The organism is Limisphaera ngatamarikiensis (assembly GCF_011044775.1).
GTDB lineage: Bacteria > Verrucomicrobiota > Verrucomicrobiia > Limisphaerales > Limisphaeraceae > Limisphaera > Limisphaera ngatamarikiensis.
The window spans coordinates 14636-40147 of sequence record NZ_JAAKYA010000071.1 but is presented as its reverse complement, the minus strand read 5'-3'; the positions used below and the strand labels follow the sequence as shown (position 1 = coordinate 40147).

At 66.3% G+C, this 25512-nt stretch carries 18 protein-coding genes; 5 read left to right on the top strand and 13 right to left on the bottom strand.

The features are described 5' to 3' along the window. Positions 1–91: 91 nt before the first annotated feature. Positions 92–1819, top strand: a complete 1728-nt coding sequence (recN, locus tag G4L39_RS10190; RefSeq protein ID WP_165107977.1) for a DNA repair protein RecN — start codon at positions 92–94, stop codon at positions 1817–1819. 8 nt (positions 1820–1827) lie between these two features. On the opposite strand, the gene G4L39_RS10185 is transcribed toward recN, so the two are convergent. The 9 genes from G4L39_RS10185 to G4L39_RS10145 form a co-directional block, all read right to left on the bottom strand. Beyond that, positions 1828–3237 carry a mandelate racemase/muconate lactonizing enzyme family protein gene (locus tag G4L39_RS10185; RefSeq protein WP_165107975.1) on the bottom strand — a complete coding sequence of 470 codons (1410 nt, stop codon included), beginning with the start codon at positions 3235–3237 and terminating at the stop codon, positions 1828–1830. 75 nt (positions 3238–3312) lie between these two features. Further along, positions 3313–5148: a c-type cytochrome domain-containing protein gene (locus G4L39_RS10180; protein WP_165107973.1), complete on the bottom strand. Its 1836-nt coding sequence runs from the start codon at positions 5146–5148 to the stop codon at positions 3313–3315. Between the two features lie 10 nt (positions 5149–5158). Further along, positions 5159–6628, bottom strand: coding sequence for a DUF1501 domain-containing protein (locus G4L39_RS10175; RefSeq protein ID WP_165107971.1), 1470 nt, complete (start codon positions 6626–6628; stop codon positions 5159–5161). Positions 6629–6664: 36 nt separating this feature from the next. Further along, the gene (locus G4L39_RS15140; RefSeq protein ID WP_165107969.1) at positions 6665–9793 is read right to left on the bottom strand and encodes a DUF1553 domain-containing protein; all 3129 of its coding nucleotides are present in this window, start codon (positions 9791–9793) and stop codon (positions 6665–6667) included. A 234-nt stretch (positions 9794–10027) separates the two neighbouring features. Further along, positions 10028–11515 carry a nucleoside hydrolase gene (locus G4L39_RS10165; protein WP_165107968.1) on the bottom strand — a complete coding sequence of 496 codons (1488 nt, stop codon included), beginning with the start codon at positions 11513–11515 and terminating at the stop codon, positions 10028–10030. A gap of 131 nt (positions 11516–11646) precedes the next feature. Continuing rightward, positions 11647–12345: a type II secretion system protein gene (locus G4L39_RS10160; protein WP_165107966.1), complete on the bottom strand. Its 699-nt coding sequence runs from the start codon at positions 12343–12345 to the stop codon at positions 11647–11649. A gap of 52 nt (positions 12346–12397) precedes the next feature. Further along, on the bottom strand, positions 12398–13525 hold the full coding sequence (locus G4L39_RS10155) for a hypothetical protein (RefSeq protein WP_165107964.1): 1128 nt from the start codon (positions 13523–13525) through the stop codon (positions 12398–12400). A gap of 613 nt (positions 13526–14138) precedes the next feature. Then, entirely contained in the window at positions 14139–15899 is a 1761-nt protein-coding gene (locus G4L39_RS10150; protein WP_165107962.1) for a GmrSD restriction endonuclease domain-containing protein, read from the bottom strand. A 1706-nt stretch (positions 15900–17605) separates the two neighbouring features. Then, the gene (locus G4L39_RS10145; RefSeq protein ID WP_165107960.1) at positions 17606–18703 is read right to left on the bottom strand and encodes an aminotransferase class I/II-fold pyridoxal phosphate-dependent enzyme; all 1098 of its coding nucleotides are present in this window, start codon (positions 18701–18703) and stop codon (positions 17606–17608) included. Between the two features lie 271 nt (positions 18704–18974). Between G4L39_RS10145 and G4L39_RS10140 the strand changes: the two genes are divergently transcribed. Both G4L39_RS10140 and G4L39_RS10135 read left to right on the top strand, forming a co-directional pair. Beyond that, positions 18975–19379 (top strand): YkvA family protein, encoded by a 405-nt coding sequence (locus G4L39_RS10140; RefSeq protein ID WP_165107958.1) that lies wholly within the window; start codon positions 18975–18977, stop codon positions 19377–19379. 112 nt (positions 19380–19491) lie between these two features. Beyond that, complete coding sequence (locus G4L39_RS10135) at positions 19492–19926, top strand: DUF309 domain-containing protein (protein ID WP_165107956.1); 435 nt, start codon at positions 19492–19494, stop codon at positions 19924–19926. Positions 19927–19980: 54 nt separating this feature from the next. On the opposite strand, the gene G4L39_RS10130 is transcribed toward G4L39_RS10135, so the two are convergent. Next, on the bottom strand, positions 19981–20907 hold the full coding sequence (locus G4L39_RS10130) for a lysophospholipid acyltransferase family protein (protein ID WP_165107954.1): 927 nt from the start codon (positions 20905–20907) through the stop codon (positions 19981–19983). Continuing rightward, on the bottom strand, positions 20907–22079 hold the full coding sequence (gene lpxK / locus G4L39_RS10125) for a tetraacyldisaccharide 4'-kinase (RefSeq protein WP_165107952.1): 1173 nt from the start codon (positions 22077–22079) through the stop codon (positions 20907–20909). The genes G4L39_RS10130 and lpxK overlap by 1 nt, the downstream gene beginning before the upstream one ends. Positions 22080–22181: 102 nt before the next feature. Between lpxK and G4L39_RS10120 the strand changes: the two genes are divergently transcribed. Beyond that, the gene (locus G4L39_RS10120; RefSeq protein ID WP_165107950.1) at positions 22182–23153 is read left to right on the top strand and encodes a peptidyl-prolyl cis-trans isomerase; all 972 of its coding nucleotides are present in this window, start codon (positions 22182–22184) and stop codon (positions 23151–23153) included. Then, positions 23153–24217, top strand: a complete 1065-nt coding sequence (pdxA, locus tag G4L39_RS10115; RefSeq protein ID WP_165107948.1) for a 4-hydroxythreonine-4-phosphate dehydrogenase PdxA — start codon at positions 23153–23155, stop codon at positions 24215–24217. Before G4L39_RS10120 ends, pdxA begins: the two co-directional genes overlap by 1 nt. 52 nt (positions 24218–24269) lie before the next feature. Here the strand turns inward: pdxA and tadA are convergent, their stop codons facing one another. Both tadA and G4L39_RS10105 read right to left on the bottom strand, forming a co-directional pair. After that, positions 24270–24824, bottom strand: coding sequence for a tRNA adenosine(34) deaminase TadA (gene tadA, locus G4L39_RS10110; RefSeq protein ID WP_165107946.1), 555 nt, complete (start codon positions 24822–24824; stop codon positions 24270–24272). After that, the gene (locus G4L39_RS10105) at positions 24817–25371 is read right to left on the bottom strand and encodes an NUDIX hydrolase (RefSeq protein WP_165107944.1); all 555 of its coding nucleotides are present in this window, start codon (positions 25369–25371) and stop codon (positions 24817–24819) included. Before G4L39_RS10105 ends, tadA begins: the two co-directional genes overlap by 8 nt. Positions 25372–25512: the final 141 nt, after the last annotated feature.

The window sequence follows — 25512 nt, the reverse complement described above, 5'->3', positions numbered from 1 at the left end:
GTTTGCCAACCGGACGGGCCCTCCTTGAATGAGACCGGGTCCGGTTGCGGGCCGGTCGGCAACCCCGGCCCCGTCGGGACGTCAACTTAGCATGTTGCTCACTCTGCGCATCAAAAACCTTGCCCTGGTGGAGGACCTGACCTGGGAGTTGGGCCCCGGATTCCACGCCGTCACGGGTGAAACCGGCGCGGGCAAGTCGCTCCTGATCGGCGCGCTGGAGCTGGTTTTGGGCGAGCGCGCGGACCGCACCCTGCTCCGCAGCGGCGCCGAAAGCGCGACCGTGGAGGCGGTGTTTGACGTGAGCCGGCTGCCCGAGCCCCTGGACCCGTGGCTGATCGAGCGGGGACTCGAACCTTGCGAGGAAGGTCGGCTGGTCCTCAAACGCACCGTCACCGCCACCGGAACCAACCGGCAATTCGTCAACGGTTCACCCGCCACCCTGGCGGTGCTCAAGGAGCTGGGCGACCGCCTGGTGGACATCCACGGGCCGCACGATCATCAATCGCTGTTGCATCCGGCCCGCCAGTTGGAACTGCTGGACGCCTTCGGCGGATTGCACGAACTGCGCCGCACCTTCGCCGCCACCTGCGCCGAACGCGCCCGAATCGAAAAAGCCAGGGCCGACCTCATCATGGACGAGGCCACCTACGCGCGGCAGCTCGACCTGCTCCGCCATCAGGTGCGGGAAATCGCCGAGGCCCGCCTCCAACCCGACGAGGAGGAAACCCTCCAGGCCACCTACCAAAGGCTCAACAACGCCGCGCGCCTCCTGCAGCTGACCCGCGCAGCCCTCGACCTCCTCACCGAGAGCGAAAACTCGATGCTCAACCAGGCCGGCATCGTCGGACGCACCCTCCAGGAACTCCAACGACTCGACCCCGACACCGCCGAATGGCTGGAATGGCACGCCCGCGCCGTCGAACAATGGCAGGGCCTGGTCCGTGAACTGACGCGCTACGCCGACCAGCTCGATCTCGACCCCCACCGTCTGCAGGAGGTGGAGCAGCGGCTGGACCTGCTCCACAGCCTCAAGCGCAAGTACGGCCGGACCTTGGCCGAAGTGCTGGCCTTCGGCGAGCAGGCGGCGCGTCAACTGGCCGCATTGGAAGGACGCGAAACCGAACTCAACCGGCTGAGGGCCGAACTGGCCGCCCTGGACCACCGCTTGCGCGAGCTGGGCGCCGAACTGACCGCCCACCGCCGCAAAACCATCCCGCGACTCGAACAAGCCGTGCAGGCGCATCTCCGCGACCTGGGATTCCGCCAAAGTCACTTCACCATCCAGCTCGAGTCCCGGCTGCCCGGACCCGAGAACGCCCCACCACCCTCCGTCACGGGATGGGACCGCGTGGAGTTCCTGTTCGCGCCCAATCCCGGCGAGCCGGCGCGGCCCCTGCGCGCCATCGCCTCCTCGGGCGAGCTGGCGCGCGTAATGCTGGCCTTGAAAACCGTTCTGGCGGCCCAGGACCAAATCCCGGTGCTGGTCTTTGACGAAGTGGACGCCAACGTCGGTGGCGAAACCGCGCACGCCGTGGGCGCAAAAATGCGCGAAATCGCCGCCCACCGGCAGGTGCTGTGCGTAACCCACCTGGCACCCGTGGCCGCGCCGGCCCACCACCACTGGCGCGTCCAAAAGGTCGTGCGCCAAGGGCGGACCCTCTCCGAACTGGAACGCCTGGACACCGCCCGCCGCGTGGAGGAGCTGGCACGCATGTTGGGCGGCTGCTCGGAGGAAGCCCTGCAACACGCCCGAAGTTTGCTGGAAGGCGCCGCCCAGGGGCGAAAAAGCAGCAGCGGCACCCGCGCCCGTAGTCGCTGAACGGCCCCTCAAAACCCGTCCACCGCCGCCGGCTCCGGCAACACCCGACGGATCCGCTCCACCCCGTAACCAAAGCCGGGCCCCTGCACGGTGGAAAGGTCCACACAACCGTGCCGCCGGCGATACGCACCCGGGTGGACCTCGGCCTCCGGCACTGAAGCATCCGGATAAAACTGCATGCTGTTGGTCTCCACCCCCATGAGCGTCGGCAGATGCGCCGCCAACAACAAATGGGGAATTTGCGCCAGCATGGGATTGGTCAGATCCTGCACCATCAGGGCCATGCCGTGCGCCCGGGCCCAACAGGCGCTGAGAATGGCGCCCGTCTGGGTCTTGCAGGTCTTGAGCGCCACCCCGTTCCAGCCCAGACGCCGACCCAGCCCCACCAGCTTCCAATCGTGCGCGCTCTCATCCAGAAACAGCGGCTTGCGCGCCGAAACGGAGTGAACGTCCCACGGATGAGCCTCCAGATCATACGGGAACGGTTGCTCCACATACAGCAGCATCCCGTAAATGCGCGGGTACTCATCCCGCAGACGGTCCAGGATATCGTTCACGTAGGCCGGGTCGCGCACGGTGCAGTTGAAATCGGCCGATAACCAGTACACGTCCTGCGCCAGGGCCACCCGACCCACGCGGACCAGTCGTTCGTAATCCCATGCGGCGTCGTCGCCCCGCAATTTCACCTTCAAACACTTCAGCCCGTCCCGCCGAATCCAGTCCGACAACAGCACCGGATGCCCGTCCGAGGGTTCCGACCCCGTCAGGTCCACCCGCTCCAGAGGGTCCGCACCCCCCACCAGATGCCAGGCCACCAGGCGCCGCCGCGCCTCCGGCAGGAAAAAATCCGAGGGGTAAAGACCGCGAAAGTCCACGGGTGCATCCGGCGCGGGCCGGAGGTACCGGGCCAGGTCATGGTTGAGAAACCCACGATGAAGGGTGGCGTACACGGGCAGACCCACCCGCTGACCAAAGGCATCGTAGGTGGCCAGGTCGAAAGCCGAAGCACACACCAGGGCCGCCAACCAGGGCATCGGCTCCCGACCGCGCCGGTGTCGCTGATTGAACCCACGCCAAAACCCGGGCAGGACCGTCTCCAAAAACGCGTGGCCTATCTCCAGCGGATGCCCCTCCACCCGGATGGCCGCCCAAAGTGGCACCAGCTCCCGACAGAACTGCTGCAAAGTCTCCAGCCGCTCCTGATACGGAAGGGCACCCGGCCAGACCCATTGCACACTAAGAGGCGTCTCACCCCAGCCGTCGCCCGTCCGCCCCTGCCGATCCGTCACACGAACCCGCACACGCGCACAAACCACCGACGTCAGAGTCTCGGCCCCGAACTTCAGGGGCACACGGGTGCTCACCGGTAGAAAATAAAGCTCCGCACCAATCGGTCGGACGTCCGTGCTCAAGCCCATGGAGGGCGGTGTACCGGCACAACCCGCACACCCTCAAGCGCAAATCGCACCCTCACCAACCTTGCCGCCCCGGCCTCAACGCCCCGGCCCCCGCCCCGCCGCGAAATCACCGGGCGACGCCACAAACCGCTCACGACATGCTCCACTACAAAACGCCAAAACCCGACCCCTGTGCACCAGCGTAACCTCCAACATCGCCGGCTTGTCGCAGACCGGACAACGCTCATTGTCCGGGCGCCGCCCCAGCGCCGCCGGCGGCGGATTGGCCAGTTGAGCCAGCCGGGACGAAAAACGGGCCGGATCCTTCCGAAACGCCTCGCGGCAGTCCTCGCAACAAAACGCCACCAACCGGTCCTCGTGCCACAGCGTCCGGGTCGGATCCGCCAAACGGTCGGACACGGGACAAATCGTGTTCACAGGAACACCGGGAACGGGCTCGACCGCGCCCGGCGGCGGGCCGGTCTCAATCTGTAACGGCCGTGGACCGGTCGAAGGGCCGCCCCCGGTTTGCACGGCCCCGGCTGAACTCCGGGCAAGCAGCCGCACCGCCGCCTCGGGCTCCACCTGCGTTCGCCACAGATAAAGCCGCTGCAGTCGCGGCAAGGTTAACACTGCGGCCACACCGGTCTCCGTAACCGCCGTGCCGTACAGATTCAGCGACTCCAGCCCGACCAACTTTTGCAGCTCGGTCAGCCCGGCATCGGTGACCCGGGTGCGATCCAGCCGGAGCCGTTCCAAATGCGGCGCGGCTTGCAAATGCCGGAGACCGGCGTCGGTCACGGCCGTGCCCCCCAAATCCAACCACCGGATCCGGTCCCCGCAAAGGGCCACCAACCGCGCCAGCGCCTCATCGTCGAAGTTCCGACCCGCGCCCACGGCACTGACCTGCAACCACGGCTCCCCCGACGCCAGCGCCGTCACCGAAACACCGGACAACCCCAGCCGCGCGTGAATCGTCTCCGGATCGGGCCCCGCATCCGCACCGGCCGCACCGGCTTCCGCGGGAGCGGAATCGGGGGTCCGAACGGAAGAACCCGCAGCCCCGGGACGGAAAAGAGTTCGCAGCCGCTCCGCCACCGCCGCCGGCGGCGCCAACTCCGCCAACGTGCCATTGGTGGGCGCGCCACGCCCGATCCACCACGCGAGCACCTCCAGGTCCATCGGTTCGGGTTGCGGCTTGCCCGGGGGCGGCATGTGATCGTCGTGATCCACCGGCAGCCGCATCCGCTTCAGCACGAGACTGGCATCGGGCCGGCCCGGTTCAATGGCCGGGCCCGAATCGCCTCCACGCATCCAACCGTCGGGATGGTCCAGGCGCAAACCTCCCCTGGCCTTTTCGGGCCCGTGACAACTGACGCAGTAATGATCGAAGAACGGCTGGATGCCGTGCGCGTACACCTGGAACTCCGCCGGATCCGACACCGGCGGCGTTGCCGCCACGGGCGCAACACCGGCCGTCCCGCCCAGCAAAGGTTTGAGCCAGGAAGGGGCATACCGCGCCAGATAATCGCGACCGTGCGTGAGCGCCCCGCCGTAGTGCGCGGCCGGGACCAGCACCACGGCACATGCGATCAGGAAAAACCGGTACCACCCCGAGCGCCGGAAAACGTGGGCCACCGCCATCAAGACCGTCAGAGCCGCCACCACCAGCCCGCCCACCCGATGCAAACGCAGCAGATGCGCATCGTACCCGCCCGGGGCGGCCAGCAACCAGCCACACAACGCGGCCGCCAGGGCGGAAGGCACCAGCAAGATCAACAACGGCCCCGCCGCGGCGCGCACCACGGCTTTGCGCGGACGCAGCGCGGCCACAAGCTCCAAAAAGACCAGACCCAGGACCAGCCCGATGGGCAGATGCACCAACACCGGGTGCCATCGGCCCAGAAAGAGCGTCCAATCCGACGTCCCCATGGCCCCATTCTTAACTCAAAATGCCGTGAATGACACGGGCTTCCTCCGTGCCGGTGAGACGCTGGTCCAGGCCCTGGAACCGGTAGGTCAGTCGCTTGTGGTCAATGCCCATGCAGTGCAGGATGGTCGCGTTGAGGTCGCGGATGTGGACCGGGTCGCGCACGATGTTGTAGCTGAAATCGTCCGTTTCGCCGTACACCATCCCGCCGCGAACCCCGCCGCCGGCCATCCACATGGTGAAACAGCGCGGGTGATGGTCGCGCCCGTAGTTGGTGCGGGTCAGTTCGCCCTGGCAATACACGGTGCGTCCGAATTCGCCGCCCCAGACCACGAGCGTGTCCTCCAGCAAACCGCGTTGTTTCAGGTCCATGATCAGGCCGTAGCAGGCGCGGTCGATGTCCCGGCATTGCAACGAAAGATCGCGCGGCAGATTCTCGTGCGTGTCCCATTCCCGATGCAGGATCTGCACCACACGCACCCCCCGTTCCACCAGCCGCCGCGCCAGCAGACAACTGGCCGCAAAGGTCCCGGGCACGGTCACCTCGGGCCCGTACAGATCCAACACCGATTGGGGCTCGCCCGACAAATCGGTCAGTTCCGGGATCGAGCTCTGGAGCCGGAAGGCCATCTCATATTGCGCGATGCGCGTTTGGATCTCGGGGTCGCCCTGTCGCTCGTAGGCCATCTGATTCAACTGCGCCAGGCCATCGAGCATGTGCCGGCGCACCTCGGCATCCACACCGGCAGGGTTGTTCAGAAACAGCACCGGATCGCCCACGGAACGCAGGGCCACGCCCTGAAACCTGGCCGGCAGGAAACCCGCGCCCCAGAGCCGCTGGTACAGAGCCTGCGCATCCCGCTTCGAGGACCATCGGGGCGTCATCACAACAAAGGCCGGTAGATCCTCCGCCTCACTCCCCAGACCGTACGAAATCCAGGCGCCCAGGCTGGGCCGACCCGGAATCTGGCTGCCGGTGAGCAGATACGTGGCGGCCGGGTCGTGGTTGATGGCTTCGGTGTGAACGGTCTTGATGACGCACAGTTCATCCACCACCCGGGCCGTCCAGGGCAACAACTCGCTCACCCAAATGCCACTTTTGCCGTGCCGCTCAAACTTGAAAATGGAGGGCGCCACGGGAAAACGTTTCTGTCCGGAGGTCATGGTGGTCAGCCGCTGCCCCTGACGCACCGAATCCGGCAGGTCCGTGTCGTACAGCTCGCGCAGGCCGGGTTTGTAATCCCACAGGTCAAGTTGCGAGGGCGCGCCGTTCATGAACAGGTAGATGAGCCGCCGGGCGCGGGGCCGGAAATGCGGCAGGCCCGGCAGCCCTGGATGGGCCCGGCCGCGCGGTTGCAGGGCGCCGCGCAACAGCTCCGGCAGCATCAGCGTGGCCAGCGCAATTCGACCCGCGGCCAGGCCCGTGCTCTTGAAAAAGGCGCGCCGCGTCATCCGCCGGGTGAATTCTTCGAGAGGGTTCATGGTTCAGGGTCCGCCAGGGTTGGGGTGGTTTTCGGTTCAGTTCTTGGTGAGAAATTCGTCCAGGTTCAGCAGCAGGTTGGCCACCAGCGTGTAGGCCGCCAGTTCCCCGGGCGGGATATCCTCCGGCGCGGGCGATTCGCCCACCGCCAGCAGAGCCCGAGCGGATTCGAGGTCGTTCTGGTACCGGGCCCGCTGCCGCTTCAGATTCTCCAGCAAAACAAGCTCCTCCTCCGGCTCGGGTGCCCGGCCGGTGACCAGACGAAACCCGCGCCTCAGCCGGGCTCGATCGTCCGTCCCACCCTCGCGCCACATCCGCGCCCCCAGGTGACGCGACGCCTCCACCACCTGCACGTCGTTCATGAGCGCCAGAGCCTGCAACGGCGTGGTGGTGCGTTCCCGGCGCACGGTGCATTGCTCGCGCGAGGGCGCGTCAAACAGCACCATGAACGGTGGCGGCGCGGTCCGTTTCCAAAATGTGTAAAGGCTCCGCCGGTACAGGGCCGGACCGTGATCCTGCTCATACCGCGCCGTGTTGCTGGTGGTGTAACCCACCGCCTCCCAGATGCCGGGCGGTTGATAGGGCCGCACGCCGCGCCCGCCCATCTCCAGGTTCAACAGACCACTGACAAACAACACGCTGTCCCGCACCACCTCGGCGTCCAGCCGATGCCGCGGACCTCGCGCCAACAGGCGATTCTCGGGATCGCGCTCCAGCAGCTCGGGCGTCACCCGGGAACTCTGGCGATAGGTCGCCGACGTCACCAGCAACCGCATCAACCGTTTGACGTCCCATCCGCTCTCCCGGAATTCCACGGCCAGCCAGTCCAACAGCTCCGGATGCGAGGGCCACTCGCCCCGCAACCCGAAATCCTCGCTGGTCCGCACCAGACCGATCCCAAAGAGCTGTTGCCAGAACCGGTTCACCGTCACCCGCGCCGTCAACGGATGCTCCGGACTGACCAGCCACAGGGCAAACGTCAATCGGTTGGTCCGCTCGGCCGGGGGCAGGGGCGGAAGAATCGCCGGCACCCCCGGCCCGACCGGTTCACCCGGCTTGTCATACTGACCCCGAATCAACACATGCGCCGGCCGGGGCTGCTCCAGCTCCCGAGAAATCAACGTGCCCGGGATCTGCCGTTCCAGATCGGCCTTCTGCGCCCGTACCTTCTCCCGCTGCGTTCGCAGTTCAACCAGCTCGGCATCCCCGGTATACACGTGCCGAAGATAATGGAACCGAACGTCGTCGCGCTCGCCCGGCGTCAGTTCCGTCCAGGAGCGATCCAACAGCCTGCGCAAACTTTCGGGCAACCCGGACTCACGAGCACGGGAGCGTTCTCGATCCCACCAGGCCGTCAGGGATTGCTCCGGATCCCGCCCGGGATCCCGCACCGTCACCAGCCCCGCGTGATCCCACCAGGCACGCCCGCCAAACAGGGTGAAGGCCATTCCGGTAATCCGCGTCCCCGGCGCCAGGCCGAGCGCGGCCGTCGACACCTCCAACCTTACCCACCGTCCCACCGGCGGCAACGGACCCATCTGAAGTTTTTCCGGCGTGCCGGGTCGGCCGTAGGGAATGGCATCCGGATCGCCCCAATTGGCCCGCCGCGACCACTGCCCATCCACATGATACTGCAGCATCACCGCCGTGGGCGGTGCCTCCGGATCAAGAAACACATGCGCGAACAACACATCGTCGGTCCCCACCACGAGCGGTTGATCGCAACTGGAAAAGAAGGTCTGATGCACGCCCTGACCGGAGCGTTCCAGACTGCGCCGACCCTTCTGAACCGGCCCTTCCTCCACCATGACCCAGCGATGGGCCGGATTGCCCTCGTTCCGCCGGGGTTCGGCCCCCGGCGGAAAATCGTCGTCCACCCAGCTCACCTCCACCGGCTGCGGCCGGGCACGATCCTCCTGTTCCGCCGGGTCACGGTACGCCACCTGCGCCACCCGCGCCGTCAGCGCCGATTCCAGCTCCTGCAGCCGCCGCTCCAGAGCGGCCAGTTCCCGTTCCTGTTCGGGCGTCGGCAGCGACAACGACGGCGGCGGCAACAACGCGTTCCCGTCCATGGCATTTTCCGCCAGGTTGTTGAAAATGGCGAACAGCTGGTAGAACTCCTTCTGCGTAATGGGGTCGATCTTGTGATCGTGACAGGCAGCGCATCCCAGGGTCAGGCCCATCCAAACCGTGCCCACCGTCTCCACCCGATCCACCGCGTAGCGCACGCGAAATTCCTCTTCAATGGCACCGCCCTCACTGGTGGTGACGTTGCAACGATTAAACCCGCTGGCGATGAGCTGATCCCGCGTCGGGTTGGGCAGCAAATCGCCCGCCAGTTGTTCCACGGTGAACCGGTCAAAGGGCAGGTTCCGATTGAAAGCCGATACCACCCAGTCCCGGTACGCCCACATGGACCGTTCATTGTCCAGGTGCAGCCCGTGCGTGTCCCCGTACCGGGCCGCGTCCAGCCAGTAATGAGCCATGTGCTCACCGTACCGGGGCGAATCCAGCAGCCGGTCCACCAACCGCTCATAAGCGTCGGGGCGGTTGTCCTTCAGAAATGCCTCCACCTCCTCCGGCGTCGGCGGCAAACCCGTCAGATCCAGCGTCACCCGCCGAATCAACGTAACCCGATCCGCCTCCGGTGAGGGGGCCAACCCTTCCCTTTCCAACCGGGCAAGTATGAAACGATCGACCGCGTTCCGCGGCCAATCGGTCCGCCGCACCTCCGGCAGCGGCGGCCGCTGCGGCGGTTCAAACGACCAGTGCTTCTCGTACGGCGCGCCCTCGGCAATCCATCGCCGCACCCGCTCAATCTGTTCCGGCGTCAGCACATGCCCGGAATCCGGCGGCGGCATGCGATCGGCAGGATCCGCCGCCGTGATCCGGTGCCACAACTCGCTGGCTTCCGGATCGCCGGGCACCACCGCCGGACGCCCCTTCCGGGGCGCCGTGGCTCCCTCCCTCGTGTCCAGGCGCAGATCGGCCTTCCGATGGTTCGCATCGAAACCGTGACAGTGGAAACAATGATCCGAAAGAATCGGCCGGATGTCGCGATTGAACCGCAGCGGCTCCGCGGCGCCGGCGTGCACCAGCACCCACACCCAGGCAATAACGGCCGGCACCAGCCCCGCCGGCCATCGGGCTGTCGGTTGAGGACTCACGGCATGGTCGCGCCGGGTCAGCTTGCCGCCCGACGCTCGGCCCGACCCGTCAGGCCCGCTGTTCCGCCGGAGACCCGACCCCGGACACCGAACCGCGGCCGCCCAACAGGCATCCTGATGCCCAAGATAAGCGCCCCACCCGCCCCGTCAAGGGTTATGCCCGATGGCATTCCACGCCCCCCGGGCCCGGGCCCCGACCGGCGCCGCGAACCGAAGAGAGAGCCCGCCCGACTCTCAAGGGTGGTCCCCACCGGCGGTGTCGGGGACCACTTCAAAAAGGGTTTTGCGATCCAGCTCCAGCCAGTGCCGCAGCGCCGCGGCCCGCACCGCTTCGAAATAAGCCGGGGTCAGCCCGCCGTGCTCCTTCACCAATCGCGCCAGTTCGTCTTCAATGGCCCTGGCATGTTCGGACCGCAACCGCAGCCGCAGGCGGCGGTCGCCATGAATGAACAGTGCTTCGCACCGGGGGGCTGCGGTCTCCACCACCCGGATGGTCCCCCGACCCAGGCTCGCACCCGTGGCCACCTGCAGGCCGTCGTTGAGGCAGCTGAGCGGCGGCCGCAGCCCGGCATAACTTTCCACCCGCAGGGCATCCAGGCCCACGCGCAATTGTTCGCGCGCGTACAGGCCCATCTTGGCACCAACGATGGACCAGGTGCCCAGGTGCCGATGCAGTTCCGAAGTCAGCACCGCCAGTTTCCATTCCTCCCAGCCGTGACGTTCCTGGATGGCCCGGGCCCAGGGCCTGACATCCTCGCGCAGGGCGGCCTCGTCCGTGGGAAACCGGTTCAACACCACCGTCTGCCGCAGCGCACCCTCGACAATCCAGCCCAGCAGGTCGACCGGAACGGACTCAACCGACCGCGGCGTCGCCCGTCGCCACGAACCCACCCCCGCAACCGGTGTCACGGTAAACTTCCCCGGCTCCAGAAGCCACAGCGCCACCAGATCGTCCCAGAAACGAAGATGACGCGCCTGCACCAGCTCCGCACCCCGGCCCTGACCGAACAACCCGCGGATCAGGCGCGCGGCTGCGTCCGTGCCCCTGCCGGCCTGTTCCACCCACACGGGTTCCAACACCGGCGCCCCGGTCCCCCGCGGATAACCCACCACGGTCACCGGCAACCCGGCCCGCTGAACCTCCCGCACCGCCTCGGGATCCAACCGCGTGTTCCAATCCGGGTCCGGATCCTCCGGCGCTGAGCCGTACCAGATCACCGACTCAATCTGTCGGGCGGCGGCCGGTTCGGCCCTCAACAAATGCGCCAGGGTGGTCAACGGCCCCGTGCACACGTACTGCACCGGTTCGGCGTTGGTGCGCCGCAACGCCCGCCAAAAGGCAAGGAAATCGGGCCAACCTCCCGGCGCTTCGGGGCCGGGCCCCAACGCATCCCAATCCAGAGAGGTCGCATGGGCACGAAAGGGCGGCGGCGGTTGCGGCACCGGCCGCCCCATGACGACACGGACCTCGGAACGTTGAAACAGTTGCAGCACACGCGCGGCATGAGCGGCGCCCACACCGGGTGGACAGGCCCCTTCAGTGGCCACCACCGCCAGAACTTCATGGTCGGGGTCACTCAGAATCAACGCCAGGGCACGGGCATCGTCACCGGCCCAATCCCCGTCAAAAATGATGGGCCGCTCCGTGTCCGCCAGCGCAGCCAGGGCCCATAGCAACAGTCCCGCACCGGACCGGACCCAAAACGTCAGCTTCCCTCTCATGGTGTCTGCTCCCTGCCTTCCCCCAACAGCTCGTTCAATCCGGAAACCGATCTCGCCCGCGGGGCCCGGCGCAGCCGCCGTACCTGCCGTTCCTTCCCCCACCGCCAGAGCACATCTTTCACCGGCTCCGTTCACGGTGACTTGTACTGTCGGCCCTCGCGGTCGGCATACCGCACCAACACACCCCCGCCCCCGGTCTTGCGGTACCAACTGGCCGCCGCCAGCGGCGCATGCGAATGCTGGGACTCCGGACTCTGCGGTCGGGGCCCCAAACTCCAAATGGCCCATCGAACCGGCGAAGCAACCGGATCGGACACATACCGTCCCGTGGACGCCCGATTCACCGGGAAATCCTCCGGAACCCACATCGCGTATGCGCCACCCGGACTGCCGTTGAGAAGCTGCGGACCGGGCGCGGCATACTTGTACGTATGCCCGCGATGGAACGGATCCTCCATGTAAGCCTCCATGCCGGGACGATCACTCCGCGGCAGGTACCCGTCCCGGGCCAGCTCAATCGGGAACTGGCACCAGTGCTCCGCCAGGTCCGAATTGCAGTTGACCCGCACCGGCGGCACGCGCCCGTCGTGATCCTGCGCATACATCTCCAGCGCCAAACCCAGCGCCTGAAGCTCCCCATGCACCCGCGTCACCATCGCCTTCTCGCGCGCCCGCGCCAGGGCCGGCAGCATCCAGGCCGCCAACAGTCCCACAATCCCGATCACCACCAGAAGCTCAACCAATGTGAAGGCGCGGTAGCCCCCGGTCCCGGGGCTGTTCTTCGCCACCCGGGTCCGTCCGGCTCCCGTGATGATGGCACTGGGCCTCATGACTCAAACTTTGCCCGGCCCACAGCCACGGACCATGAGCCGGGCGCCACCCTCAGGGCATCCGAAGCCGGAAATACCGTTGGGCTTCCTGCGGTGGCAGCACCACCATGCACCGACCCTCCGCACGCACCACCGGCAGGGGCACCGGCGACCACACCGGATCGGCCAGTTGCGGCGAAGACTCCAGCATGTACGCGGTCCCGTTGTCCGGCCAGTGCACCACCACGGCCCGCGCGATGTCCACTTCCGGCGGCGGCAACACGATCTGTTGCACGATCAATTCGTACCCGTTGGTCCCCTGAATGCCGGAACCGGATTCCTGATTCAGAATGCCGATTGCATCGAACACACCGGAGGGAACCGGCCCCAGGCTGTAGCGCGGATGCCGCAGCGTGAAATACCGGCCGGCACCATCGGTGACCGTGCACCGCCGTTGGCCCCACGGCAACGCCGGGTTCCAACCGTTGGTGCCATAAAACCGGGCGCCCAGACGGTTGGTCAGCGCCGGGTCGCTGACCAGTTGGAGTCCGGGAATTCGAATCCGCATGCCCTGCCAATGTTCGCATCCCGTGGCCCGGGTGGGATCGAAAATCTCCTCGCTGGTCTCCGGGTTGCCGTCATCCGGACGCACCAGCTCCGACAACGGCACCAGCTCCGGCTCCGGTAATCCGTATCCGGCGCTCAACAGGGTGAACGAAAAATCGTACTGCGGATCAATGCTGTGCCCCTCGTTGATGTTCCGCTTGCCCCCGTAAAACAGCGACTGACGCACGGTCACCTCCACCAGGTCGCCCGCACGAAACCGGTGACCCGTCTCGGGGTCATGCTCGAGCCGCAGAATCTCGCTCACCCACGCCCGGTTGGTGTAGCTCAGCTCGCTGTTCCGCAGCCAGGCAAGGTTCCCGTAATTCTGACCCATCCAGCAGGCCGTGCCCCCGCGGTCCTCGGGATCCACCGCCTGCAGAAACACCTGCCATTCGCCACCCATCCGACCGGCGTTGGCCCCTCCATCCCAGGGCAGGAAGTTCGGCGTGGGATCCAGCAGGTCCTCCGGATTGTTCAGCAGCACGCCGCGCAGCCGGAAGGGAAACGATCCGCTCCATGCACTGGTCCCGTCGGCATTGACGGCCTGAAGATTCCGATGGGTCTCCAGGGGCTGGCCAGCGACCTGCCCCTGCATCCCGGGAAGAAACAGCCACAGGAGCAGGCATCCGAGCCTGACGCCGCCCCGAAGAACGAGTGTTGGGATGGCACCTTTGCACCCGGCGGGGAAGACCCGCCTTGAGCCCGAGCGGAACATCCGGTTGTTCATATGACCCTCACATGTTTTCATACCCCGGCCCCACGTTACGCGAATCTACTGGTATGACGCAAGAGTGAATGCGTGTGAACCGTGTCCCTCCGTTCTGGTGCGACCCTCGAAGGCCCGCCCGCGAAGCCTATACCGCCCGTCATGCCCGCAGCCGGCGGGAACCGTACCCGCAAAACATTCCTTCCCCCCGCGCCTCTACGGACCATGACCCCAACGCCCACCCCGGCCCGGCCGAGCGGTTGGGAAGCGGCCGGATGCGCACCAGGCAAGCCATGACATCTTACCCCTGCGGGGAGAATCCACCACACCAGGGTTGAGTCGCTGCAGCTGTTGCACAAGGACGCTGCGCAGCACGGGGCTGTCCTCGCCGCCGCGAAGCCTCAGCACCTCGTCCGTGGCCAGCTGGGTCCAGCGCGCCTCCACTGCTAATCGGAGCAAGCGGGTTCCACAACGCCGCGTTCACCAGCAACGGTCATGGCCATCAATCCTCCGAAAGTCGTCGAAACCCTTCTCTTATGATCGCCGCGATGCCTTTTCGGCGGGCTTCCAAAAAAGAGCGGTAGTCCATGGTGTACCAGCCACTCGGGAGGGCATGATAGCGATACATTTCTTCCAACACGTGAGCCGGAAAGCGCCGCTCATACTCCGGTGCATAGTCGGCCGGTGAGCGGTCGCTGATCTTGATGTTGTCATGCCATTCCACCAGGGCGTGGTTGGCGACCTGGTTAATGTCTCGACGGTCTGCAGCCCCCTGCCGTTGCAGGAACTTACGCGGGAAAAGGTGATGCCGCTCCAGCGCCTGTTTTCGGGCCTGCCCGGTCGGATCGAGCAGGTCGCGCACTTTCATCGTCGAGTAGAGCACCGGGGCGTCCAGAATGCACAATGCCGCGAAAAAAGCGGACTGTCCGCGACTGCGGCCCGAGGCCGTGGCCAGCTCATTGGGCAGAGTGGTTTCCCAGTAATCCCGGGTGAGCACCGCGTTCATCTCCTGCTCCAGCGCCTGCACGAACTCCTCCGGCCGAGTGCAACCGCGCAGCAGGGCCAGGTCCTGGTCCATGCGGCCTTCGGGCGAGGAGCTGTAGCGCCCTGTCAGGGCGCTCATGAAGAACCAGCGGGCCATCAGATTGCGCAGGGTGTGCTGGTCAAAACCGATGTCGCGCCTGCCGATCAGCCAGAGCGCGTAGGTGTAGACCACGGCCGTCTCCGAGGTGATCATGCTCGGATGGATGTAGCCGGCCCGCTTGAGGACTTTCAAGAAATCATGCCAGTGCTGGACGTTGAGGACATCGGACTGGGCCTCCCGCAGCAAGGCAAACTGGGCGTCGCGACGCTCGGCGGAGAATTCACCGGTCTGCAGATCCTTACCCCGGAGGATGGAATACACATTTTCCAGCTTGGCGCGACGGAAGGCCAAAGCCACGTCCACGCGCAGCAGCTGGTCGGGCGATGGCTGGAAATAGAGATTGTATGGCGAGGGGCGGCCGTCCGGCGGTGGCTGCTTGGCGCGGCGACAGAATTCCTCCAATGCCTTGCGCCCCCCATCCCAGAACACGGACATCAGGGTAAGGATAAAGTCCGCCTGGTTCAGCGTGCGCCCCTGGCTGTTGATGCGCACAAAGATCTCGGAGACCTGTTCCTCCGTGGCAGACGCAGAAATTTCCAGCGCGGTCATGGGATAATTGACGAGGTTGACCAGGCGCTGGATGGCCTGTGGGATTCGTCTGCGCTCGTCCTGGGAAAGCTCCCGGCGCCGGGCCAGGTTCTCAAGAAAGTTGAAGACAAAGGAATACTGGTCGAGGTCGCGTCGCCAGAGCACGCAGATGTCGGGGATCCAAGCCGGATCGAACTCGACCGCAGTGTTGGTGACTTCAAACCGTTCCTCCAGCGGGGTGAAGGCGAGGCGCAAGCGGCGCTGCTGAAACTCATCATCCACAATAGCCACACCCTTGATGACCGCGTAGAGGGCGGTAAGACGCTGTTGACCGTCCACGATAAGCAGGTGCGGCACTTTTTGCTTGCCTTCCACGCCGATGGTGCGGTGCTCGCCGGGATAGCCGTTTTCCCAGAAGAGCAGCGTGCCGATGGGGTAGCCGCGGTACATGGAATCAAACAGGTTACGTACGCGCGTCGTGTCCCAGACGAAGGGCCTCTGGATGTCGGGCAAACCGATTTCGCCCATGGCGATATCTTCCAGCAGTTTGCCGACGGTGTAGTCTACTTTCTTGAACAGCAGGTCACTCATGGGCAGCCTCCCTGCGTGAATTCGTGAACAGAGCCATCATGTGCCGGGCGCCCGTGGTACAGTGGGCAATGAAATCCTCCGGCAGCCGCCGCCGGGCCGTCATCAAATCGTGCAATAACGTTTGGAGCCAGCGCCTCCTCGGCAGCAATCTTGCGATCGACCGTCCGCACGAAATGCGAACTTTCCTACCCCCTCGGCAACGGCCGGGAGAAGCCACAGCGCACGCAAGCCTCGATCGCGAGACATGTGGCAGTGCCGGCCTGTTATCCGACCCTCCGTGACCGCCGACAAAAGCCCGAGCGGTTTGCTGCCAACACATGGAGAAGCCGGGCCACCCACCAGGAGTCCTCTTTGGTCGTAAGCCGAGCAGGTAATCCGGATGAAAGCCGGGGCGCACCTCACTCCTCCAAATAGCCACCCCGCTGATGTCACCTCGCTCGCAAACCTGTGGCTCCCCGGGCCGCAAGGCCAAACGCTGCCCTTCCGTCGGCTCAAAGCGCATTTCGTCATGAACCGTCAGGTCAATCTTGCCCAATAAGGCGTTGGCGGTGCGTAAGAAAGGACGCTTCCAAGTTCCAGAACGCGCTTTGGCTAACAAAGCCTTTCTCTGCTGGCTTTCGATTATCTGTCCCAACCACGCCACCCGCCGCTCTTCGAGGAAGCGGTGGAGTTCTGTCAGGCGATAACCCCCGTGGAGAAGTGCCGCGTCTTGGGTGGATGTTGAATGCTCAGGCATGGCGCCTCCCCTCCTTGCCGGTGGCACGATTGATCGCCCAGCGATCGCCAAAATCGTCAAGCAAACGCCAATAAATCGCCAGGTTTGCCCAGCACATACATCGTCGCCTTTCCCTCACCGAAGGCCCTCACGCAACTTCTCCTCAAGCAAGGCCATGAGTTCTTGCCGAGCCGTTTTGTCCGAAACGCCCATCAAACGCCGGTGGTCGCGGTTCGTGATTTGCCCATGTTCCATGTTCCTTCACATAAAGCACAGCATGCACCTGCCGCTCGCTGAGCCCCATTGCCCGGAGGCGCTCCCGCGTGTAGGGGCACCTGGCGAAGGTCACCCGGACGCCTCCCTGCCATTCGCCAAACTCTGGCTCTGGCAGCCCCTGCTGGCGGCACAGCGCGACGACTCTACGCGTTGCGCCCTCACCGCTGGCGGAGCCAACCGCATCCTCCGGGCGCCTTGGAGGTCAATCGAAGCTCCAATCCCGGTGTTTCGTTTTGCTGAGTCCGGTTCCTGACCTTAATGGCTCTCCGGTCCGGGTCTCAGCAGCTCGTCGAAGTTGTGATCGGCTCGGGAGCGCTTTTCTTGAGCCCCAAACTGCCACTGCTTTTCATCGGGGGCCCCCAATGGGGCTCCGGGGAGTGTTCGTGGGTGCCGTCTGGCAAAGGCCCGGCGGCCCCGGTTCGAGTCCGTCGCGGCTCCTGTGCGAACCACAGCTTGCGGGGCCGAGGTTGAACGTGTCTGACCGGCCGACAATGTTCCGAGGTCGGAAGTGCGTCCGGGGTCAGCCGGGATGCGGAGCTCTCCGGGACTGGCGGCGACGCGGTTTCTTTTCTGAAACCAGCCCCGATGGGGGTGGGTTCGTGGCGTACCAGGGGTGGCGCTCGAGGGGATGGTTGAGCCGGCAGGGACCCAGATTCCGCCTCACCGTAGCGGCGCAGTCGGCTGGGGCCGGACCGGTCGGGCTGCGGTGGGCGGGTCAGTCCCGGCGGACCGACATCAGGGCGCGGCGCAGTCGTTCCAGATGGTCTGCCGTGTGGCTCGGCGCCAGCATGAACCGGAAATAGCCGGCCGCGCGACCCGGATACTCCGTCCAGGGCGGATCAATGCCCTCGGCCAGCAGGGCCCGGCGGAGCCGTGCCGCTTCCAATCGGGAGGCCGGGAACAACGCCACGATGGGCGCGGGCGTGTCCAACACCTCCCATCCCGCGCGTCGGAGGTCCTGCCGCAGTTGTGCCGCTGCGCGCAGTGCACGGTCCCGTTGCGGCAACCTGCGTCGCAGTTCCGCCAGGGCGGTCTCGACTGCCGCCGCCCAGGGCGGTGGCATGGGGGTGCCGCCGCCGAAGCAACCGGACCTGGCCACCAGCCATTGCCGGACCTGGCGCGCGCAGAGCACTGCGCCGCCGTAGAGGCCCAGGGCCTTGCTGAAGGTCACCGTCTGGATGAGGTGTCCCCGGGACAGGCCGGCCGCTTCCACGCTGCCGCGGCCGCGCCGGCCGAGCAGGCCCACCGCGTGCGCATCGTCCACCAGCATCCAAGCGTTGGGGGGCAACACGCGGCGGTATTCGGCCAGGGGAGCCACAGCGCCGTTCCAGCCAAACAAGCCATCGGTCAGCAGGATCACCCGCGCGCCGGGCCCGGCCCGTCGGACCTGGCGCGCCACGGCCGACACGTCGCGGTGGGGGAAGGTCCGGACCGGGCAACCCAGGAACATGGCGGCATCGTGCAGGCAGACGTGGGCTTCCTGGTCGATCAATGCCAGAGTGAAGCGACCGGCCAATGCCTGGGCCACGGCCAACGGGGCGGAGTAACCCGTGGGCATCAAGAGGGCCGCCTCGGCCCCGAAGAACCGGGCCAGTTTCCGTTCCACCTGCGCGTAGAGGGGATGGTTGCCCGTGGTGAGGCGTGAGGCCGCCACGTTCCAACCCTGCGTCCGGACCCATCGGATCAGTGCGCGTCGCAGGGCCGGCGCATGTGCCAGGCGGAAATAGTCGCAACCTCCAAAATCCAGCCACAATCTGCCGTTGCGGCGTACGTGCACGCCGTCCACCCGTTCCAGGGGTGCACCCTCTTTCATCCGGGTTCAGCCTACCGTGGTTCCACGGCCGGCTCAGCAAGGAAAATCGAGTGGGCGCCGTGGGGTCGTTCGGCCGGTGTGGTTCGGCGTGGGTGCGCTTCCCGGGGCTGAATCGGGCGGGCCGACGTCCATGCGGCTGCCCGGGGAGAACTTAACCGGCGGGACGCGGTCCTGCCGAAGGGAGGGCCACTGTGCCGGCTCGCTGCGGGGCGTGGAGAACGCCGGTGCTTTGGCCTTGGAAATCCGCCGTGACCCGGTACACTCGCGGCCGATGGGTGAAATCGCCGCCTTCGTCAACCGCGGGGCCAGTTCCATCACGCCGGCCGTGGTGGAAAAGGTCCTGCGCCACCTGCCGCAGTGGAAGCTGGAATTCACACAAATCCGCGAACCGCAATTCCCTCATTTGGTGGATCAACTGGAGTTTCTGGCCGACGCGGTGGAGGACGTGGCCGAGGGGGTGTACAAGGATCTGCCCTACTATGCACTGGCGCAGGCCACCTTCGCCCTCATCTACGCGCACAAACGGGTCGGGATCATCCCTGACAGCATTCTGAACCTGGGCCGTGCCGACGATTCGGCCGTGGTGCGTGCGGTGCTGATTCAGAACGAAAAGGCCTTTGCGCTGTACGCCGCCTCGCGCAACCTGGACTGGTCACGCATCACCAGCGAGCCGTAAGACCTGCGTGGGCGGGCGCACGGCGCCCCCGGCCGTTGCGTCCCGCCGGTTTTCCTGCATGGTTACCGCGGGCCGGCCGGCAAGGGTGCGGCCCCGTCCAAACCAACGCCGAATGAACCCAAAGAAGGACAAGATCCGTGCGCTGACGCGGGCCTGGACCGGTCACGGATGGGATGCGCGTTACCTGGGGTATTTTGAGTGTTTCAACCAGGGCCGGTTCTATGAGGCTCACGATGTGCTGGAGGATCTCTGGCTGGAGGCACGGGGGACCGGGCGGGGCGATTTTTACAAGGCGCTGATCCAGCTGGCGGGGGCGTTTGTGCATTTGCAGAAGGACCGGTTGCCGCCTGCGGCCGCGCTGCTGCGCCGGGCCGTGGACCATTTGCGTGGTTATCCGGCCGCATTTGAGGGGGTTCATGTGCCCGGGCTGCTGGCCTTGGCCGAGGAATGGATTCGGGCGCTGGAAGGGGGCGGGTTGGGTGTGAATCCGCTCCGACACCGGTCTCCGCCGCGGCTGGCGTGGCCGGTGGGATCGGGCCCGGGTTGACCGGTTGATGGGAATGGGGGCCAGGTCCGGGCCGCTGCGCCGGTGAACACCGGGTCAGGGCGCCGCCGTGGGTGTGCCGGTTCGAATCCGTTCCGGTCGGCCGGGATGTTTCCAGCGGTCATGTACCCAGAACCAGTTGGCCGGGTCGCGTCGGATTGCTGCCTCAAACTGGGCGTGCATGTCGCGGAGGATGTCGGTGAGGGGTCGCGGGCGGCCGTGGACGCGGGTGGGAATTTCGGGGCCCAGTTCGATGGTCCACCGGGCCGGGGCCGTGCGGTAGCAGACGGCCACGTGCAACGGGCATCGGTAGCGGAGGGCAAAAAGGGCCGGAGCGGGCGAGGTGGAGCAGTTTCGGCCGAACAACGGCACGGCCAGGCCGCGTCCCCCGGCCCGTTGATCCGCCAGCAAACCCAACAACACCCCCGTGGGCCGCATCGCCCTGCGCAGGGCCGCCGCCTCGGTGCGGCGTTCGAAAAACAGGCATCCGGAGCGTTCGCGCAGGGACATCAGCAGCCGGTTCAATCTCGGCTGTCGGAGCGCCCGGTAGGTGGTGAGGCACTGGAACTCCGGCGCAAATTGTCCGAACCGGGCGTACAGCTCGAAGTTACCGAAGTGTCCCAGGGCGATGACGCGGCTGGGCGGGGGTTGACCCGGGACCGGCGACCGCAGGATCTCCGTGCCCACAAATTGCAGGTGGGCCCGGAGTTCGTCCGGTGTCATGGCGGCCGTTTTGACCGCGCAACAGTAATTCTCGCCCAGGCGCCGGAAATGTTCGCGTGCCAGGGCCCGGATTTGCGCGGGGCTTTGCTCTGCACCGAAGACCAGGGTCAGGTTGCGCAGTGCGACGCGGCGGTGCCGCGCGTCCAGCCACCAGGCGCAAGTCCCGCCCCAACGGCCCACCCGGGCCACTGCGCGCAGGGGCAACGCCTGTAACAGCGTCACCACTGCGCGGACCAGCCCGTAAAGGATCCACTCGCCCATCAGAGGAAACAGATCCGGCGCACGCAGTCGCGGAAGTCCTCGGCGCCCGAGATGATTTCGATTTCCACCCGCATGAAGTAGATCGGCAGGTCGCGCCGGTCCAGCTTCGGGAACCGCACGGCGTCCTTCTGGGTGGTGATGATGGCGTTGGCCCCGCGGCGTTTGGCCCGGTTGATGACGTTGAGGATTTCCTGGACGGTGAACCGGTGATGGTCGGCAAACCGCTTGGAATAGACCAATCGGGCGCCCAGGCCGGTGAGGCTCTGTTCGAAGCTTTCGGGTTGGGCGATGCCGCTCAGGGCCGCCACGGGCTGGCCGCGCAGGAACTCCAGCGGCTCCCGTTGCCCGGTGAAGACGTCCTCCAGATACAGCGGCCGATGCACGCACTCGATGATGGGTGCGCGGGGGTTGAGCTGGCTGAGGATGCGGCGCAGTTCCTCGTTTTTGCCGTTGCTTTTGGTGATGAACACGGTGCTGGCGCGGGCCAGGTGCGAGGGCGGTTCGCGGAGGGTGCCGCGCGGCAGCAGGTGCCCGTTTCCGAACGGCTGTTGGCCGTCCACCAGGACCACGTCATGTCGTCGCCCCTGCAGTTCCCAATACTGAAAGCCATCGTCCAGCAACAGGGTGTCGCACCCGAACTTTTCGACGGCGTACCGGCCGGCCTTGACACGGTTTTTGTCCACCAGCACCACCACGTCCCGCAGGTTGGACGCCAGCATATACGGTTCGTCGCCGGCCATCTCACTGTCCAGCAGCAGGGACTTACCGTCCGACACGACGCGTGGCGGCGTGGTATCTTCGCGGAACAACAACTTGTCCAGGAGCCATTGGTGGAAGGGCCGGGGTTTGGACCGGTAACCCCGCGACAGGATGGCCACGTTGCGACCGGCGTCCCGCAGTTCGCGGGCAAACTTTTCCACCACGGGTGTTTTGCCCGTGCCGCCCACGGTCAGGTTCCCGATGGCAATGACCTGGACGCCGATGGTGGTGTCCCGGAGGATGCGTGCGTCGTAGAGGAACCGGCGGACCTTGACCGCCAGGCCGAACAGTTTTGAGCAGGCCAGCAGGAACCCCCGCATCAGACGGGCGCGCCAGTCGTGTCGCTGCTCGAAAATGACCTCGAGCACGAACGTTTCCAGCGCTTCCGTCCAAATGCGAAACCGTTCCCGCACAAAGGGCGATTCTGCCAGTGTGGCTTCCGCGGTTCAAGATGCGCCCCGGCAGCCGCGCCCGCGCTTGAATCGTCGGGTCCCGCCGCCTACCCTCCGGCCGCAGTGAAGAACAAAGTGCCAGCCATCCCGGTCGCGGGCTTGTTGGTGTGGGCGGCTGCGGGCCTGCTGCAGGGGGCCGAGCTGGTCAACGGCATCCGCGTGGTGGTCCACGATGCGGTGATCACCCTCGAGGAGGTCAACGCCTCGGTGATGCCCGCCCTTGGCCTGCTCCAGCGGCAGTACCGCAGCGATCCGGACACGTTCCGCCAGAAGCTCAACCAACTGGTTGAGGAGAACACCGAACAACTGGTGCAACGGCAGCTCATTCTGCGGGACTGGGAACAGTCCGGCTACCAACTGCCGGAAGCCATCGTGGACGAGGCCCTGCAGGAGCGCCTGCGCGAACAGTTCGGCGGGGACCGTCTCCGGATGATCCGCACCCTCCAGGCCGAGGGGCTCACCCTGGAACGCTTCCGCCGCCAGATCCGCGAGCAGATCATCGTGGAGGTCCTGCGCAACCGGAACATCTCGCGCGAAATGATCATCTCGCCGCACAAGATCGAGTCCTATTACCGCGCCCATCAGGAAAAGTTCCGCGCCGAGCCGGAGGTCAAACTCCGCATGATCACGCTCAACAAACGGGGTCCGGCCGACGCCGAGCGGGTGCGACGCCTGGCCGAGGAGATCCGGTCGCGCATCCTCGAGGGCGCCGACTTCGCCGAGATGGCCAGCATTTACTCGGAGGGGGCCCAACGCAGCCAGGGCGGCGACTGGGGCTGGGTCTCGCAATCCGTCCTCCGCCGCGAACTGGCCGAGGTGGCCTTTGCCCTCCAACCCCGGACTTGCAGCCAGGTGGTGGACCTGCCGGAGGCCTGTTACCTGCTCTGGGTGGACGAAGCCCGGCCCGAACGCATCCGGCCGCTCAGTGAGGTCAGGGACGAAATCGAGCGGACGCTGATGGTTGAGGAACGCGCCCGGCTGCAAAAGCGGTACGTGGACAAACTCCGGGCCAAGACGTTCATCCGGTATTTCTGATGGCACCCGACACGGCCCCAGCGCCGGTTCCGGCCGGTTCCCGTCCCCTGCGGATCGGGATCACCCTGGGCGATGTCACCGGTGTGGGTCCCGAGGTCACCGCGGCCGCTTTGTTCCAAATGGCAGCGGCGGCTGGCGGGTCGTCCCTGTCTGCGCCCGCCGAGTTCGTGGTGTATGGTGACCCGGTCTGGTGGGGGCGCGCCCTCCGGATCCATCGCCCACAAGGGATGTCGACCGGAGGTGCCGGTCCGGACCCGCTCTCCGTTCGGTTGATCCAGCCCCTGGCCGAGCCGCTACCGGAATCCATGCCGGCCGGCGACCCCCGGGCGGCCCGGGCGGCCGTGGTTTGGCTGGAGGCAGCCGGCCGCGCCTGCCTTCGGGGCGAGCTCGACGCCATGGTCACCGGGCCGGTCAGCAAGGCCGCGATCCAACGGGCCGGCATTCCCTTTGTGGGTCAAACGGAGTTCCTCGCCGCCCTGGCCGGTGAACCGGAGCCGGTCATGATGCTGTTGGGACCCGACGAACGCGGCCGCTGGTTGCGTGTCGCGCTGGCCACGGTGCACGTGGCCCTCCGAACGGTCCCGGAGCGGCTCTCCCTGCCGCGGCTGCTGCGCACCATTGCCTGTGCCCGCGAGGCCTGCCTCCAACTGCGCCTGTCCCGGGCCCGCGTGGCGGTGTGCGGTCTGAACCCGCACTGCGGCGAGGAGGGCGCCTTTGGCGACGAGGAGGCCACCCTCATTGAACCCGCCGTTCGCGAGGCCCGGCAACGCGGTTGGGACGTCGTCGGGCCGTTGAGCGGCGACACGGTGTTTCATCACGCGCTTCAGGGTCGGTTTGATGCCGTGGTGGCCATGTACCATGACCAGGGCCTGGCGCCGTTGAAGGCGGTGGCCTTCGACCGCGGCGTCAACTGGTCGCTGGGACTGCCGTTCATTCGCACTTCACCCGATCACGGGACCGCCTACGACATTGCCGGGCGTGGATTGGCCAATCCGAGCAGCATGCGCGCAGCCATCGAACTGGCCCTGCAACTGGCCGCCGCGCGGAGGGCCGACCGCGGCTGAGCTGCGGCCGCGCCGTCGCCGGGGCCGTCAACTGCTCGCGGGGGCGGTCGGGCTAACCGTTGGGGCTGACATCCGATGGTGGCCGGCCGTTCCCGTCTTCCTCAATCGGGGCGCCCGGACTGCCGCCCCTGGCCTCGCGCCGTTTTTGTCGGAAGAAGTCCTGGAGCAGGGCACGACACTCATCCAACCGCACCCCGCCGGTCACGGCGCAACGGTGATTGAATGTGGGGAATTGCAGGAGATTCAGCACGCTGCCGGCCGCTCCCGCCTTGTTGTCCGGAGCTCCAAACACCACCCGGGCCACCCGCGCATGCACGATGGCCCCTGCACACATCGGACACGGTTCCTTGGTCACGTAGAGGGTGCAATCGGACAGGCGCCAATCGCCCACCGCAGCTGCTGCCTGGGTCAGGGCCAGCATTTCGGCGTGCGCCGTGGCATCCCGTAAAAGCTCCACCTGGTTGTGCGCCCGTGCGATGACCCGCCCCTGACGCACCACCACGGCTCCGACGGGCACTTCGTCGGCGGCCAGCGCGCGGCGCGCCATCCGCAGCGCCTCGCCCATGAACCAGTCATCGCTCTGCAGGTCCAGGATCGGTTCACTCATGACGCGAGGTCCCCCGGCATTCGTCCGCTGCGGGCGTCGCCCCGGGTCCCGCCGCGGGGCGGGACTCTTCCAGCACCCATTCGTTCCGGCCGTCCGGGTGGCAATGACAATGGGCGGCAAAAAATCCGCCACGGTGCTGGCGAAACCACGGCCAGATGCTCTGCCGGTCCGTCTCCGGCAGCGGCAAGCGCAGCAGGTCCTCCCACGTGAAAAAGGCAAACCGACCCTCTTCATGCGGCGGCGGCAGGCGGTTCACGCGCGGTTTCACCTCGAATAAAAACATCAGCCAGTGGGCGGTGCCCTGGTAACCGTGCTCACTGACGAGGCCGGTCAGGTGCAGGTCCGAGGGCTTCAGCCGCAGACCCAGTTCCTCCCATGCCTCCCGGCACGCGCAGGCATAGGGAGATTCACCGATCTCCGTCCGCAGTTTCCCTCCGCACGGGCTCCACAAACCGCGGTTCGGCTCGCGCGTCCGTTCCATCAGCAACAACTCGTCCCGGTCATTGAAACAGTACAACAACGTGGAGATGCGATACGGCAACGCCATGCCCCTTCAACTGGCCCCAAGCGGTTCCGCCCGGTCAATGCAAAAACCGCCGTACCCGGCGGGGCTGCGCCCCGTACCGCCGCGCCGCGTCCGCCCCTCGGCGGCCCCATCCGACCTCATCATCCTCCGGCGTCGCCCGAT

What these genes read in the sequence shown, in the direction of transcription:
- recN (WP_165107977.1), top strand. Translation starts at nt 92, where the DNA reads ATGTTGCTCACTCTGCGCATCAAAAACCTTGCCCTGGTGGAGGACCTG.
- G4L39_RS10185 (WP_165107975.1), bottom strand. Translation starts at nt 3,237, where the DNA reads ATGGGCTTGAGCACGGACGTCCGACCGATTGGTGCGGAGCTTTATTTT.
- G4L39_RS10180 (WP_165107973.1), bottom strand. Translation starts at nt 5,148, where the DNA reads ATGGGGACGTCGGATTGGACGCTCTTTCTGGGCCGATGGCACCCGGTG.
- G4L39_RS10175 (WP_165107971.1), bottom strand. Translation starts at nt 6,628, where the DNA reads ATGAACCCTCTCGAAGAATTCACCCGGCGGATGACGCGGCGCGCCTTT.
- G4L39_RS10165 (WP_165107968.1), bottom strand. Translation starts at nt 11,515, where the DNA reads ATGAGAGGGAAGCTGACGTTTTGGGTCCGGTCCGGTGCGGGACTGTTG.
- G4L39_RS10160 (WP_165107966.1), bottom strand. Translation starts at nt 12,345, where the DNA reads ATGAGGCCCAGTGCCATCATCACGGGAGCCGGACGGACCCGGGTGGCG.
- G4L39_RS10155 (WP_165107964.1), bottom strand. Translation starts at nt 13,525, where the DNA reads ATGCAGGGGCAGGTCGCTGGCCAGCCCCTGGAGACCCATCGGAATCTT.
- G4L39_RS10150 (WP_165107962.1), bottom strand. Translation starts at nt 15,899, where the DNA reads ATGAGTGACCTGCTGTTCAAGAAAGTAGACTACACCGTCGGCAAACTG.
- G4L39_RS10145 (WP_165107960.1), bottom strand. Translation starts at nt 18,703, where the DNA reads ATGAAAGAGGGTGCACCCCTGGAACGGGTGGACGGCGTGCACGTACGC.
- G4L39_RS10140 (WP_165107958.1), top strand. Translation starts at nt 18,975, where the DNA reads ATGGGTGAAATCGCCGCCTTCGTCAACCGCGGGGCCAGTTCCATCACG.
- G4L39_RS10135 (WP_165107956.1), top strand. Translation starts at nt 19,492, where the DNA reads ATGAACCCAAAGAAGGACAAGATCCGTGCGCTGACGCGGGCCTGGACC.
- G4L39_RS10130 (WP_165107954.1), bottom strand. Translation starts at nt 20,907, where the DNA reads ATGGGCGAGTGGATCCTTTACGGGCTGGTCCGCGCAGTGGTGACGCTG.
- pdxA (WP_165107948.1), top strand. Translation starts at nt 23,153, where the DNA reads ATGGCACCCGACACGGCCCCAGCGCCGGTTCCGGCCGGTTCCCGTCCC.
- tadA (WP_165107946.1), bottom strand. Translation starts at nt 24,824, where the DNA reads ATGAGTGAACCGATCCTGGACCTGCAGAGCGATGACTGGTTCATGGGC.
- G4L39_RS10105 (WP_165107944.1), bottom strand. Translation starts at nt 25,371, where the DNA reads ATGGCGTTGCCGTATCGCATCTCCACGTTGTTGTACTGTTTCAATGAC.